Consider the following 13,851-nt stretch of genomic DNA (forward strand, 5'->3'; position numbering starts at 1 on the left):
CGCGCGCCCCCGCTCCCTCTCCCTGTGTGCGCGCGCCCCCGCGCGGCCGCCCCCGCCGGCGCCCCCCCCGCCCCCGCGCCCCCCCCGCGCCCCCCCCCCCCCCCGGGGGGTGGGTGTGGCTTACTTGTCGAAGGCGCTGTTGTTGCAGCCCATGTCCGAGCCGAGGTGGGTGGCCTGCCCGCCGGCGTTGCCCTCGCCGTTGAGCGCGTTGCCCAGCAGGCCGTTGGCGATGCCGACCTGGCCGAGAACGTCGACGTTGGCGTCGTGCGACTTGCAGCTGGTGCTCTGCAGGACGCTGACGCTCGTCCCGCCCTTGCCCTGACTGTTCTTGCCCCATCCGCCCTGGTCGGCGTGAGCAGCGCCGATGCTCAGGACTCCGACGCTCCCGAGGGCGGCGACCAGGACGGCAGCCTTGCGGAGCTTGATCATGTTCTTCTCCGGTGGAGTGAAGAGGATGCGATCCGTAGCGGATCGACTTCGAACAGTTACGGAGGCTAATAGGAAGTATTCGGCATTAATCGGAGGCACGCCGAATTCGGGAAACTCTCACCGCCTTGGCCGAATGTCGGGAAATAGGTCCCGGCAGGATGAATCCGGGCACAGAAATGAGTCCCGGTACCGGGCGCTGGGCTCGGTACCGGGACTCTGTTCCCGCTGTCGGCCGGCTAGGCGGCCGTCATGCGCTTAGAACGCGCTGTTGTTGCAGCCCATGGACGAGCCGAGGTGGGTGTCCTGCCCACCGGCGTTGCCCTCGCCGTTGAGCGCGTTGCCCAGCAGGCCGTTCAGGATGCCGACCTGGCCGAGGACGTCGACGTTCAGGTCGTGCGACTTGCAGTTGGAGCTCTGCAGGACGCTGAACTTGCCCCCGTCCTTGCCGCCGTGGCCGCCCTGGTCGGCAGCGGCGGTGCCGGCGCCCAGGAGCCCGACGCTGCCGAGGGCGACGACCAGGACGGCAGCCTTGCGAAGCTTGTGCATGTCATCTCCGGTGGAGTGAGGTGTGTGTGCGATCCGTGAAGGATCGACTTCGTACAGTTACGGAAGATTAGTGCTGAATATCCGATATGTCCGAACGGCACGCCGGGATTTTTGATCTCGTATCAGAAACACCCGGAAGTCGCATACCCCACAGAAAAAGCGCTGGTCACAGCCCTTCAATGAAGGGCTGTGACCAGCGCTCTCGTGGCGGTCGGTGTGCTAGCTGGTCGCGCGGGCGTTCGCGGCGGAGTTCGCCTGGCTGTTGGCCTGGTCGCAGTCGACACCGCGGGCGTCGGCGGCGGCGAGGGCGGCGATCGGCACGTTCGCGTTGAGCAGGGACTGCGGGCTGCACTCCTGGGCCGGGCGGAAGAGGTTGGACTGGCTGAAGTAGCCCTCGCCGGAGGTGGGCTGGGGCGAGAGCTGCGGGTTGATCTGCGGGCTCAGCTGGGGGCTGACCTGCGGGCTGACCTCGGCACCGCGCTGTGGGGCCGCCATGCGCTGCGGCGGTGCCTGATTGCCGGGGGTCTGCACGCTGGCCTGCGAGCGGGTCCAGGTGTGGGCCTGGGCGTCCTGCTGGCCGACGGGGGGCGGGGTGACGCCCCGGTATGCGACGGGGGCGTCCGCGACGCTGGGGCCGGCGCCGATGGCTGACAGTCCACTGGCTGCTGCGACGACGAGCGCGACCTGCTGAAGCTTGCGCATGGAACCTCGGCCCTTCATTGACCTGTGCGTGGAACATATGGAAGTGCAAGTGCTGTAGCCATTGCTCTGACCTTGTGGGGAACGAGGGAAGTGCATGACCGGTCACGTGTGTCCGAGTGTGCTCACCCATTTGCCCGTGCCGTAAATCATCGACGATCCGCATAGCGTTTTATCGGATAGATGGCAATTGAGTGACGGACTTTCTCATCCCGTGACCCGGCCCATTAATTGTCGTTGCCAGCTGGGAGAGGGCAGCGATCAGCAGTCAGAGAGGGGCAACGGGATCCGCTGCCGGCTCCAGCGTGAAAGTCCACATGACAGCTCAGGCATTACCCCTGTAAGGGCGCAGTACGAATATCAGACTGAGCGCACGCAAGACTGCACTGAATAAACGGATTCCCTGCACAGGTAATGAAGGGCCGAGGGTTCCATGCGCAAGCTTCACAAGGCCGCGCTCGTCGTAGCGGCGGCAGGCGGTTTGACCGCCATCGGCGCCGGCGTAAGCGAGGCCGCCGAATATCCTCCCTACGGGTACGGCGCTCCAGCGCCTGCTCCCGAGTACCCGGCACCTCACTACGCCCCGGCGCCAGCCCCCCAGTACGCGCCACCCCAGTACTACGCAGCCCCGGCGCCCGCTCCCCAGTACGCGCCGCCCCAGTACTACGCAGCCCCGGCTCCCGCTCCCTACCCGGGGCCGCACGCCATCGCGGAGGCCCGTTCGACGGGCGTCGCGCAGACCGCTACCCAGCAGCCCCAGTACGCGCCCCCGGCACCGCAGTACGCGCCCCCGGCACCGGCCCCGGCTCCCGCGCCCGCGCCTGCTCCGGCCCCCGCGCCCGCCCCGGCCCCCGCTCCGGCGCCCGCCCCGCAGCCGCAGAGCGGTCACGCCTCCGCCTCGGCCATGTCGGGCGGCGCCGCGGAGGCCTCCAACGGGCCGCGCTCCGCCCCGCAGGCCCCTGCCCAGTCGCCGGTGTCGCAGGTCGTGCCGCAGGTCACCCCGCAGACGGCGCCGCAGGTCATGCCGCAGGTCGCCCCGCAGGTCCACGCGCCCCAGGTGTTCAACCCGGAGCCGCCGCCGCGGGTTGCCCCGCAGGTGAACCCGCAGGTGAACCCCCAGGTGAACCCGCTCATCAACCCGCTGGTCCCGACGGGCGGCGGCGTGCCGCAGGTGCCCGGGCTTGGCCTCGGACAGGTTCAGGCGCCCCCCGTGGGCCAGTTGGGTCTGCCGAAGCTCGGCTGATCCCTCCCGTAGTTGTCCACCGTTCCAACTCGATCTGCTGCACAGCACATCTGCTCGACCAACGGAGAAGAAATGCGCAAGCTTCACAAGGTTGCCCTCGTGGGCGCCGTCCTCGGCAGTGTCGGTTCGTTCGGCGTCGGCACCGCCGTCGCCCACGGCGAGGGCGGGGCTCACGACCTCGACATCCAGCAGGGCATCGAGTGCCGCTCGCACGACATGAACGTCGACGTCCTCGGCAGCGTCGGCGTCCTCAACAGCCTGCTGGCGAACGCGCTCAACGGTGAGGGCAACCCGGGTGCGCAGGACACCCACCTCGGCTCGGACATGGGCTGCAACAGCGCGGCGCTCAAGTAGAGCGTGTGAAGCGTTCGTCCGACGCCCGCTCCACCACGGGGCGGGCGTCGGACTGTTGGGCGCGCCATGTGCGTTGAGTGATTGTTCGTAACCCTGCGTGTAGGGTGACGTCGTTTACCAGGAAGGGTGGGCGACCCGTCGCATGAGACTGTCCTGTGCCGACGAGATGCTGTTGCTCAACGGGTGTCCGGGAGTCATCGGCCTGGCGGCGGTCTTCTCCGGTGAACAGCCGGACGTGGATCAGGTGCGGGCACGTGTCGCCGAGCGGTGGACGGGCCTGGAGCGGATGAACTGTGTGCTCGCCGGGCCGTCGGACGACGCCGGGACGGCGCGGCGGGGGCCGTTCCGGCGTCGCGGGCGGGTGCGCTGGGCGGTACCGGGGCCGTTCGATCCCGCCGTGCATGTCACCGTGACCGGGACCGAGTTGGACGACCTCTGGGCGCGCAGCGTGGACCGGCCGCTCACCGGCGCCGTTCCGCCCTGGCGGCTGCATGTGATCCCGGGCGCGGCGTACGGCGGCGGATTCGCCCTGGCGCTGGTGGCCCAGCACGTGCTGCTGGACGGGCGCTCCCTGGCGACGCTGATGCGCCTGTTGACGGACAGCCCGGTGGCGGCACGGGAGTCGGCGCGGTCGGTGCCGCTGGCGCGTACCGGGCTGCGCGCCGCGGGCCGGGAACTCAGGGCGATGGCGGCCGTCGGACAGGCCCTGCCGATGCGGTCGCCGGGAGACACGTACGCCTCGGTCGCGGTGAGTGAACTGCCCGCGCACCTGGTGCGGTCGGCACGCCGGCAGCCCGCCGACGGCCGGGGCGCGACGCTGAACGAGCTGCTGGTGGGCGCGGTGGCCGGGGCGCTGCGGGCCAGCTATGGGCCGGTGCGGGGCTGGCGGCAGCGGGAGGAGCCCGCCTACACGGCCGTACCGTGTGATCTGCGGACCCGGGCGAATCCCCGGGAACTCGGGAACACGCTCACGGTCGTTCGGGTTCCGCTGCCCGTCGACGTGGACGGGCCCGTGGCGCGGCTGCGGGCGTGTCAGGCCGCTCTGGCCTCGGTGCCCGAACGGGCCGCCGTGCATGCCGGTGTGCTGTTCCCCGCCGCGGAAGCGGTGCGGCGGACCGGGCCGTGGGTGACCGGACTGCTGACCGACCGCGGTCGCCGTTCCTGTTTCGCGGCGACCGCGACCACAGCCATGAAGTGGCCCGGCGGGTCGAGCACCTTCGAGGGGCGCCGGCTCGTGCGCACCGTGGGGCTGCCGCCCCTGCAGCACCCGGGCACCGTCAGCTTCGCCCTGGCACAGGCGGGGGACGCGTTCACGCTCACCGTGGTGGGCAACCTGCGCCGGGACGACGCGAGACGGCTCGCCGACGCGGTCGTCACGGAGTTCGAGACATGGGCTCGGATGGCGACGCCGTCGGCGTGAGTCAGCCCTGACGGCACCAGGAATGGAGGCAGTTGCATGGATGTGGAACACGGCGACGACGTATGGGAAGCGCTGCGCCCGCTCTGCGCGCGGGTGATGTCGGTACCGCCGGAGGCGGTCGTGCCACAGGCGCGGCTCGTCGCCGACCTGGGAGCCGACAGCCTGGACATCACCGAACTGGAGGCGGCGTCGGAGGAATTGTTCGGGGTGTCCCTGCGCGGGACCGACAAGACCGGGGTGTCCACCGTGGGTGATGTCGCGGACCTCATCGTGAGCCTGCGCACCCCCGCCGCCCACAGTCCCCTCGCCCGATGACCGGCCGGCACGCCGTCGCCGTCACGGGCCTGGGTGTGCGCTGCGCCGCCGGGGCGACTCCGGCGGCGCTGTGGGACAGCCTCGCGCGGTGCCGTCCGGCGACGACGCTGCACACGTTCGACGCCGAGGGCACGGTCGTGTACCCCGCGTGTCCGATGCCCGGCTTCGATCCGGCCGGCTACCTGACGCCCAAGGAGGTCCGCCGGGCCGACCGTTCGGTGCAGATGGCGGTGTGCGCGGCCGCGGACGCCGTGACGGACGCCGGAGGGCTGCACGTGGCACCCGGGCGGCGGGCGGTGGTCACCGGCACCGGGTACGGCGGGGTGATCAGCCAGGAGAACGGCATCGGACATCCCGACGTGCTCTACGCGCCCCGGCTGATGCACAACGCGGGCGCGTACTGGATCAGCGCCGGGCTCGGCATCACCGGGCCCAGCCTCACGGTCTCCACCGCGTGCGCCTCCGGGACGCATGCGGTGGGGGAGGGGCTGCAGATGATCCGGTCCGGGTGCGCGGACGTCGTGGTGGCCGGCGGCCACGACTGCCCGCTGACCCCCACCACCGCGCTGGCCTTCGGGCGGGCCGGTGCCATGGTCACCGAGTGCGAGGATCCCGCCGCCGCGTCACGGCCGTTCGACGCCGCGCGGCGCGGGTTCGTGCTCGCCGAAGGGGCGGCCTTCCTGGTGCTGGAGCGGCTGGACCTCGCCCATGCGCGGGGCGCCCGGATCTACGCCACGCTGACCGGCTACGGCCGTACCTCCGACGCCCACCATCTGACGGCACCGCATCCCGACGGTGCCGGGGCACGGGCGTGCATGGAGCAGGCGATCGCCGACGCCGGTACGACGGCGGACGCCGTCACCCATGTCAACGCGCACGGCACCGGCACCGAGTTGAACGACCTCGCGGAAGCCCACGCCATCGCCGCCCTGTTCGGCCCGCGCGCGGTGCCCGTGACCGCGCCCAAGGCGGTGACCGGGCACGGCCTGGGGCTGGCCGGAGCGCTGGAGGCCGTGATCACGGCCCTGTCCGTGCGGGAGGGGCTCGCACCGCCGACCGCGTGCCTCACCCGGCTGGACCCGCGCTGTGAGCTGGACGTGGTCACCGCCGAACCGCGCAAGATCCCGAACGGCCCGGTGATCAGCAACAGTTTCGCCTTCGGAGGTCACAACGCCTGTGTCGTCTTCGACTCACCGCACGGCTGATCACCGAAGGAGGCTGCGGAGCATGCGGCTGACGGCCATCGAGGAAGGGCACCTGCGCAACGGGCTGCCGGGGACGATCGGCATCGCCGGGCTGTTTCCCGGAGGGCCGTTCGAGCCGGAGCAGCTGCGGTCCCGGGTGCGTGAACGCTGGGGCGCGCTGGACCGGATGAGCCGGGTCCTTGAGCCTCCGACCGGGCCGGCGGCACTGTCGGGCCACCGTTGGGCGGCGGCCCGGTCCTTCGATCCCGGCGCCCATGTCACCGCCACGGACCAGGACCTGGAGTCCCTGCTCACCGACGGTGTCAGTCACGCGCTGCCGCCCGAACGCCCGCTGTGGCGGCTGCTGGTCACCCGGCAGGCCGTCGTGCTGTTCGCCCATCACGCCCTGCTGGACGGCAGATCCCTGGAGACCCTGTTCCGGATGCTGATGGACGACGCCGTACCGTCGCCCCCGCTCGCGTCGGCCGCGACCCATGTGCTCGCGGCGGCGCAGCGGCGCCCGCCGCTGCGTCCCGGCACCCTGGGCCGGGAGGTGCGCCGGATCGGGGCCGTCGGCCGGTCCCTGCCGTCGGCTTCCCCCGGCCGGCCGCGGCCGTCGGTGGCCGTCGTGGAGCTCGACCCGCAGGTGATGCGTACGGCACGCCGCCAACCCGCCGGCGGACGGGGCGCCACCCTCAACGAACTGCTGCTCAGCACCTACGCCGGTGCCCTGCACGCCTGCTACGGCCCACTGCGTTCCTGGCCCGGGGGAGCGGCCCCCTTCTACGCCACGGTGCCGGTCGACCTGCGGACCCGCCACCACGCACAGCAGCTCGGCAACGGCGTCACCGCGCTGCGCATCCCGCTGCCCGTCGACGCCGTGTCCCCGGTGGCCCGGCTGCGGGTGTGCCAGGACCTGGTCGCGGCGTTCCCCCACCGCTGCGACACCCACCGCGCGATCCTCCCCACGCTGCAGACGATCGCCCGCAACGTGCCCTGGCTGTCCGGGGCGATGGCCAGGAGCCTGGCGCGCGCCGAGGTCACCACGAGCCTGTGCACCGCCTTCAAGTGGCGTGACAACCCCAGCCACTTGTACGGCCGCCCCCTGTCCCGTGTCGTTCCGCTGCCGCAGCTCGCCCCGCCCGGCACGGCGAACCTCTGCCTCGTGCACACCGCCGACGCCTACACGCTCACCGTCGTCAGCCACTCGCGTGCGGGCGATGCGGGGATGATCGGTGCTGCCGTGGCGCGGGAACTGACGGCAGTGGCGACGGCGTCCGACGCTCCTGCCGCGTGTGCTGGACGGCCCTGACCAGATCCCGGCACAGGGCGGGGTGGGTCAGCACGTCCGTACTGTCGGCGAACTGGTCCACCGCCCCGGTGGGCGGCAGGTCCTTGAGGACCGGGTCGGTGATGCGGGCGGTCAGGGCCTTGGTGAAGCGGTCGGCGCGCAGCACCTGGAAGGGACGCGAGTGGTACGCGCGCGTGGCGGGGTCCACGCGGTCGGTCAGCCGGAGCTGGTTGTGCTGGTGCGCGACGATCTCGTAGGCGTGCACGAGGTGCTGCTCGCGCGCGTGCCAGTCGGTGGCGGCGAGGGCCGCCGTCAGCACGGGGGTCAGGCGGGGGGCGGCCGCGGTACGGGCGAAGGAACTGCCCAGCCACTTGCCGTACGGCGGGTAGCGGCGGTCCATCAGCAGACAGAGCCGCATCAGGTCGCGGACCAGGCGGGCGGCCGTGACGGCGGAGCCCAGTTCGTCGCCGACCTCGCCGCAGCGGCCCACGAACGCCTCCTCCTGCGCGACGCGCTGCCACTGGGCGGCCAGGACGTACAGCCAGACGTCGTGGGGGTACCAGCGCAGCGCGCGGCGTAACGGGGTCAGGGTGTGCAGACCGTCGTGGAAGACGGCGCCGCCGGTGATCTCGGCGAGCAGTTGGGTGGGGGTGGCCAGCCAGTCGGCGGTGGTGATGCCCTGCGTCGGGTCGAAGCCGAGGGTCTCGGTGAACCAGGTGAACGTGCCGGTGACTTCGACGCGGTGGTGGACGGGGCCGTCGGTGGCTCGCATCACGCGGATGTCGCGGTCCGACTCCTCCTTGTCCTCCTCCGTGAGGGCGAAGTTCGTGGGGTGGCCGAGGAAGGTCTTGGGGAGGTGCTCGGCGAGTACGTGTCTGATGCGGGCGGCATGGCGGGGCACGTCGTGGCGGTGGAGGAAGACCTGCAGGCGCGGGCCCCACTCATGGTCGGCGGAGCGTGGGGTGTCGTAGCCGAGGACCTCGGAGCCGCTGCCCATGCGGGCGGCCGAGTGGGGGACGCCGGGGGCGGCCTCCTCCAGGAGGGGGCGTACGGCGTCGGTGTAGAAGCGGCGGGAGAGTTCGAGGCCGGGTATGAACTCTGGTTCAGGCGCGGGGGAGTTGCCGGGGCGCATATTCGTGGGGCTCATGCCAGGGAGCCGTGCCCGTTTGGTGAGGGCTCATGCGGAGGGCGTTCACACTGTTGCGGGGTGCGGACATTTGGGGGTGGCGGAGGGTGAGTCACGAACGCCCGCGCAGCCGCCTCGCGATTTCCAGTTGGTCTTCCTCCAGGGGGCGGCCGTCCTCGATGTCCCAGAGGGAGTTCTGCAGGAGGCGGCCGTATGTCCACGCACGCGCGCGTGCGCGGTCCAGGCCGAGTGCGTCCGTCATGGCGTCGAAGCGCCAGCGGATGTCGTCGGCGTCGAAGCGGTTGGCGATGGCCGGCCAGAGCTCGAAGCCGGGGTCGCCCGCGAGGGGCTTGGGGTCGATGGCGAGCCAGGGGGCGCGGCCGGAGGCGAGGACGTTCTCGTCGTGGAGGTCCCAGTGCAGGAGGCGGTCGCCGGGTTCGTCCACGACCTCCCGTACGGCGGCCGCGCAGTCGGCGACGACACGGCGGGCCTCCGGGTCCGGGATGCGCTCCAGTGCCCAGGGTGTCTGCTCCAGCATGGCCTGCGCGATGTCGCCGAGGCGGCGCAGGCCGGCGGGTGCGGGGAAGGACGTGAGGTGGGCCAGCAGGCGGGCGATGACCAGGACGGACTCGTGGACGTCAGGGTGGTGCGCGAGCATGCGGGACGAGTCGAGGCGTTCCAGGAGCATCGTGCCCGTGGCCTCGTCGTGGTCCAGGAGCCGTACCGACCCGTCGCCGTCCCACGCACGCAGGGCCACCGGTTCGCCCACGCTCTCCTCGTCGAGGAGTTGCAGCTTGAGGACGGCGGGGGTGTCGTCGGGGCGGACGACCGGGAGGACCAGGGCGGAGACGCCGTGCATGGGGCGTCCGTCGGTCTTCAGGTCCCAGCGGTCGAGGAAGTCGGCCGTCAGGGCCGGGAGTCCGGCGATGAAGGCGCTGCCCGCCTCCCCGTTGTACATCTGCTGTGATGCGGCGAGCTCCTGAGGAATGTCGATCACATTGCGGACCCTAGTGGGCTCCCGGAAACCGCTCACCCGAATTAACGTCCTCCCATGAGCAGCTCGGTCAGTGGTGCGGTGAACGGCGGCATCTCCTTCTGGTACGCGGACGACGGCCTCCCCGAGGTGCGCGATCCGCTGGCGGGGGACGCCTCCGCGGATGTGGTGATCGTGGGCGGCGGGTACACGGGACTGTGGACCGCGTACTACCTGAAGAAGGCGGTCCCCTTCCTCCGTATCACCGTTCTTGAGCAGAAGTTCTGCGGCTACGGGGCCTCGGGGCGCAACGGCGGATGGCTGTACAACGGCATCGCCGGGCGCGACCGCTACGCCGGGCTGCACGGCCGGGACGCGGCCGTACGGCTTCAGCAGGCCATGAACGACACGGTCGACGAAGTCATCCGGGTGGCGGGCGACGAGGGCTTCGACGCCGGGGTGCACAAGGGCGGCGTCCTCGAAGTCGCCCGTACGCCCGCGCAGTGGGCCCGGTTGAAGGACTTCCACGAGCACGAGGTGTCGTACGGCGAGAAGGACCGTGTGCTGTACGGCGCCCGGGAGACCGCCGAGCGGATCAAGGTCGCGGACGCGGTCGGCTCGACCTGGACTCCGCACGGGGCCCGGGTGCACCCGGTGAAGCTGGTGAAGGGGCTCGCGGCGGCCGTGGAGGCGCTCGGGGTCACTATCCACGAGCTGACGCCGGTCACGGAGATCCGGCCCAAGCACGCCGTCACGCCGTACGGCACCGTCCGTGCGCCCTATGTGCTGCGCTGCACCGAGGGGTTCACCGCGGCCCTGAAGGGCCAGAAGCGGACCTGGCTGCCGATGAACTCCTCGATGATCGCCACCGAGCCGCTGACGGAGGAGCAGTGGGCGGCGATCGGCTGGGACGGGCGCGAGACGCTCGGGGACATGGCGCACGCCTACATGTACGCGCAGCGCACCGCCGACGGGCGGATCGCGTTGGGCGGGCGCGGGGTGCCGTACCGCTTCGGGTCGCGGACCGACAACGACGGGCGGACCCAGCCGGCGACCGTCGAGGCGCTGCGGGAGCTCCTCGTCGCGTTCTTCCCGGCGCTGGGCGGGGTGCGCGTGGAGCATGCCTGGTCGGGCGTGCTGGGCGTGCCGCGCGACTGGTGCGCGACGGTGACGCTGGACCGGTCGTCGGGGCTCGGCTGGGCGGGCGGCTACGTCGGCTCGGGCGTCGCCACCGCCAACCTCGCGGCGCGGACCCTGCGGGACCTGGTGCAGCAGGACTCCGGACAGGGCGGGCGGACCGAGCTGACCGATCTGCCGTGGGTCGGGCACAAGGTGCGCAAGTGGGAGCCGGAGCCCTTCCGATGGCTCGGCGTGCACGGCCTGTACGCCACCTACCGGGCGGCGGACCGGCGGGAGCACCTCACCAACAGCGCCGAGTCGGCGCGGCTGGCGCGGATCGCCGACCGGGTGTCCGGGCGGCACTGACACACGGCCGCCCCAAGGGGACGAGGGTGGGGGAGGGACTCCGCGGTCCGGTGGGGTCCCTCCCCCCGTTTCTCAGGCCACCTGCTCCGGTACCGGGGCCCCCTGGGCGGCGCCGTGCTTCGGGGGCTTCGCCGTCACCATCAGGGCCGCCACCAGGCCGGCCAGGAGCATGATGGCCGCCGCCCACCAGATGGCGACCGTGTAGCCGTGGACTATGCCCTCCCGCGTGACCGACTCCCGCTGGGCCGGGTCGGTGAGATGGGCGGTGATGTAGGCGGCGCTGCTGGTGGTGGCGACGGTGTTCAGCAGAGCCGTACCGATCGAGCCGCCCACCTGCTGCGAGGTGTTGATCGTCGCGGACGTCACCCCGGAGTCCTGCGGGGCCACCCCCGCCGTCGCCGTGGCGAACACCGGCATGAAGATCAGGCCCATGCCGAGGCCCATCAGGATCAGGGCGGGCAGGATGTCGGCCGCGTACGACGAGTGCACCGTCAGCCCGGTCAGCAGCATCATGCCGACCGCCGCCAGCAGGGCGCCTGGGGCCATCAGCAGACGCGGCGCCACATGGTCCAGGAGGCGGGCGGCGATCTGGGTGGATCCGGTGATGATCGCGACGGTCAGAGGGAGGAAGGCCAGGCCGGTCATCACCGGCGAGTAGTCGAGGATGACCTGGAGGTAGTAGGTCATGAACAGGAACAGTCCGAACATGCCGATCACGGCCAGCGCCATGGTGAGGAAGCAGCCGGCGCGGGTGCGGTCCTTGATGATGTGCAGCGGGAGGAGGGGCACGGGGGCCCTCGTCTGCCACCACACGAAGGCCGCGAGGAGGACGACTCCCACCGCGAACAGGGCGAGGACCAACGGGTCGGTCCAGCCGCGCGGCTGCGCCTCGGCGAAGCCGTAGACGATGGCGACCAGACCGCCGCAGCCGAGCAGCACGCCGGGCACGTCGAGGCGGGCGCCCGGGTGGCCGGGGCTGGAGTGGAGCAGGGCGAGGGCGCCGATGACGGCGAGTACGGCGATCGGCACGTTGACGTACAGACACCAGCGCCAGTTCAGGTACTCGGTGAGCAGCCCGCCGACGATGAACCCGATCGCGCTGCCGCTGCCGGCCAGGGCGCCGTAGATGCCGAAGGCCTTGCCGCGCTCCTTGGGGTCGGTGAAGGTCGTGGTCAGCAACGACAGGGCCGACGGCGCCAGTACGGCGGCGAAGGCGCCCTGGAGGGCGCGGGCGGCGAAGAGCATGCCGGCCGTGGTGGCGGCACCGCCCAGCGCGGAGGCGGCGGCGAAGCCGATGAGGCCGATGACGAAGGTGCGTTTGCGGCCCACCAGGTCGGCGATCCGGCCGCCGAGCAGGAGCAGTCCGCCGAAGGCCAGGGTGTAGGCGGTGATGACCCACTGCCGGTTGCCGTCGGTCATGCCCAGGTCTTCCTGGGCGGACGGCAGCGCGATGTTCACGATGGTGGCGTCGAGGACGACCATGAGCTGCGCGAGCGCTATGACCACCAGGCCCCACCAGCGGCGGGGGTCGGCGTCGGCGGCGGCCCGGGCGGGTTCACCCGTTCGGGTGGCGTCCACCCGGTCAGAAGACCACGGTTCGGGACGTATCGCATCTGGGGCGGGGTGCGGGGTCGGATCGGGCGGGGGCTTGCGGCTGGTCATGGCTCCAGTACCTCCAGTACCACCTTTCCGGTGGTTGCGCGCGTTTCGAGGGCGCGATGGGCGGCCGCCGCCGCGGCGAGCGGGAAGCGCCGCACGGCCGGGGTGAGCCGGCCCGCGGCGGCCTCGGCGAGGGCGCGCAGTTCCAGGGTGCGTACGGGGTCGGGGCCGCCCGTCCGCCGCATCATCACGGGGCCGAGTACCTGCTCGGAGACGCCGTCGACGAGGTAGGGCTCGCCGTCGTGCAGCCCGGCGCCGGACCAGCCGAAGACGAGGTGGCGGCCGCCGGGCCCGAGCAGGGCGACGCACTCGCGGGCGACATCGCCGCCGACGCCGTCGAAGACGACGGTCGCCGGCCGTCCGCCCAGGAAGGCGCGGACCTTCCCGGGCCACGCAGGGTCGGTGTAGTCGACGGCGAGGGCGGCGCCGTTCTCCCGCACCCGGGCCACCTTCTCGGGACCGCCCGCGAGGCCGATGACGACGGCGCCCGCGCGTGCGGTGTACTGCACGAGCAGGGTGCCGATGCCGCCGGCGGCCGCCGGGATCACGGCGACCGAGTCCGGGCCGAGCTCGGCGAACTGCAGGATCCCCATCGTCGTACGGCCCGTGCCGATCATGGCGACGGCCTCGGCGAAGTCGAGGTTCGCCGGGATCTCGTGGACGCGGTCGACGTCGGTGACGGCGAGCTCGGCGTAGCCTCCCCCAGTGCTTGAAGAGCCTGGGGGGACCCCCAGTGCGAAGCCGAGGTGGGCGACGACGCGCCTGCCGAGCCAGAGCGCCGCGACGCCATCGCCGAGGGACTCGACGACACCGGCGACCTCGCGGCCGGGAATCGTGGGCAGGGTCGGCGGCTGCGGTGCCGGGCCCTGCAGGCCCTCGCGCAGGGCGGTGTCGAGGAGGTGGACACCGGCCGCCGCTACGGCGATCCGGACCTGGCCGGGGCCGGGCGCGGGGTCGTCGACCTGCTCGTAGGTGAGGTTCTCGGCCGGGCCGAAGGCGTGCAGGCGGATGGCGTGCATGTGGGGTCCCCCATCGCTGTGGACTCGGGGGGGGGGGGGGGGGGGGGCCCCCGGGGGGGGGGGGGGGAGGGAGGAGAGAAGAAAAACACACTCTATGTGTAGGTTGTG

The 13,851-nt window shown here is 72.0% G+C and carries 14 protein-coding genes; 7 read left to right on the forward strand and 7 right to left on the reverse strand.

Annotated elements, in window-relative coordinates; genetic code table 11:
- Positions 1-120 precede the first annotated feature (120 nt).
- From ACFWYS_RS26640 to ACFWYS_RS26650, 3 genes are all read right to left on the reverse strand, one after another.
- Positions 121-429 (reverse strand): hypothetical protein, encoded by a 309-nt coding sequence (locus ACFWYS_RS26640; protein WP_384773834.1) that lies wholly within the window; start codon positions 427-429, stop codon positions 121-123.
- A 255-nt stretch (positions 430-684) separates the two neighbouring features.
- Positions 685-975, reverse strand: coding sequence for a hypothetical protein (locus ACFWYS_RS26645; protein ID WP_384773836.1), 291 nt, complete (start codon positions 973-975; stop codon positions 685-687).
- 219 nt (positions 976-1,194) lie between these two features.
- A complete protein-coding gene (locus tag ACFWYS_RS26650; protein WP_384773839.1) occupies positions 1,195-1,677 on the reverse strand; it encodes a hypothetical protein in 483 nt (160 codons plus the stop codon).
- Between the two features lie 430 nt (positions 1,678-2,107).
- On the opposite strand from ACFWYS_RS26650, the gene ACFWYS_RS26655 reads away from it, so the two are divergent.
- The 6 genes from ACFWYS_RS26655 (at position 2,108) to ACFWYS_RS26680 (ending at position 7,502) form a co-directional block, all read left to right on the forward strand.
- Positions 2,108-2,917 carry a hypothetical protein gene (locus ACFWYS_RS26655; protein WP_384773842.1) on the forward strand — a complete coding sequence of 270 codons (810 nt, stop codon included), beginning with the start codon at positions 2,108-2,110 and terminating at the stop codon, positions 2,915-2,917.
- Between the two features lie 72 nt (positions 2,918-2,989).
- Positions 2,990-3,271, forward strand: a complete 282-nt coding sequence (locus tag ACFWYS_RS26660) for a hypothetical protein (protein WP_384773845.1) — start codon at positions 2,990-2,992, stop codon at positions 3,269-3,271.
- A gap of 142 nt (positions 3,272-3,413) precedes the next feature.
- Positions 3,414-4,691, forward strand: a complete 1,278-nt coding sequence (locus ACFWYS_RS26665) for a wax ester/triacylglycerol synthase domain-containing protein (RefSeq protein ID WP_384773848.1) — start codon at positions 3,414-3,416, stop codon at positions 4,689-4,691.
- 36 nt (positions 4,692-4,727) lie between these two features.
- Positions 4,728-5,006 (forward strand): acyl carrier protein, encoded by a 279-nt coding sequence (locus tag ACFWYS_RS26670; RefSeq protein WP_384773851.1) that lies wholly within the window; start codon positions 4,728-4,730, stop codon positions 5,004-5,006.
- On the forward strand, positions 5,003-6,211 hold the full coding sequence (locus ACFWYS_RS26675) for a beta-ketoacyl-[acyl-carrier-protein] synthase family protein (RefSeq protein ID WP_384773854.1): 1,209 nt from the start codon (positions 5,003-5,005) through the stop codon (positions 6,209-6,211). Before ACFWYS_RS26670 ends, ACFWYS_RS26675 begins: the two co-directional genes overlap by 4 nt.
- A gap of 22 nt (positions 6,212-6,233) precedes the next feature.
- Positions 6,234-7,502 (forward strand): wax ester/triacylglycerol synthase domain-containing protein, encoded by a 1,269-nt coding sequence (locus ACFWYS_RS26680; RefSeq protein ID WP_384773857.1) that lies wholly within the window; start codon positions 6,234-6,236, stop codon positions 7,500-7,502.
- Here the strand turns inward: ACFWYS_RS26680 and ACFWYS_RS26685 are convergent.
- Together ACFWYS_RS26685 and ACFWYS_RS26690 are read right to left on the reverse strand one after the other, a co-directional pair.
- On the reverse strand, positions 7,390-8,628 hold the full coding sequence (locus ACFWYS_RS26685) for a DUF4037 domain-containing protein (protein WP_384773860.1): 1,239 nt from the start codon (positions 8,626-8,628) through the stop codon (positions 7,390-7,392). The genes ACFWYS_RS26680 and ACFWYS_RS26685 overlap by 113 nt on opposite strands.
- A 91-nt stretch (positions 8,629-8,719) precedes the next feature.
- Positions 8,720-9,565, reverse strand: a complete 846-nt coding sequence (locus ACFWYS_RS26690) for an aminoglycoside phosphotransferase family protein (RefSeq protein ID WP_384774162.1) — start codon at positions 9,563-9,565, stop codon at positions 8,720-8,722.
- Between the two features lie 93 nt (positions 9,566-9,658).
- On the opposite strand from ACFWYS_RS26690, the gene ACFWYS_RS26695 reads away from it, so the two are divergent.
- Positions 9,659-11,065 carry an NAD(P)/FAD-dependent oxidoreductase gene (locus tag ACFWYS_RS26695; RefSeq protein WP_384773863.1) on the forward strand — a complete coding sequence of 469 codons (1,407 nt, stop codon included), beginning with the start codon at positions 9,659-9,661 and terminating at the stop codon, positions 11,063-11,065.
- Between the two features lie 72 nt (positions 11,066-11,137).
- Here ACFWYS_RS26695 and ACFWYS_RS26700 read toward each other — a convergent pair whose 3' ends face one another.
- Together ACFWYS_RS26700 and ACFWYS_RS26705 are read right to left on the reverse strand one after the other, a co-directional pair.
- A complete protein-coding gene (locus ACFWYS_RS26700) occupies positions 11,138-12,643 on the reverse strand; it encodes an MFS transporter (protein WP_384773866.1) in 1,506 nt (501 codons plus the stop codon).
- An 80-nt stretch (positions 12,644-12,723) separates the two neighbouring features.
- Positions 12,724-13,743 carry a zinc-binding dehydrogenase gene (locus ACFWYS_RS26705; RefSeq protein WP_384773868.1) on the reverse strand — a complete coding sequence of 340 codons (1,020 nt, stop codon included), beginning with the start codon at positions 13,741-13,743 and terminating at the stop codon, positions 12,724-12,726.
- Between the last annotated feature and the right edge of the window lie 108 nt (positions 13,744-13,851).

This window comes from Streptomyces sp. NPDC059010 (assembly GCF_042740355.1).
Taxonomy (GTDB): domain Bacteria; phylum Actinomycetota; class Actinomycetes; order Streptomycetales; family Streptomycetaceae; genus Streptomyces.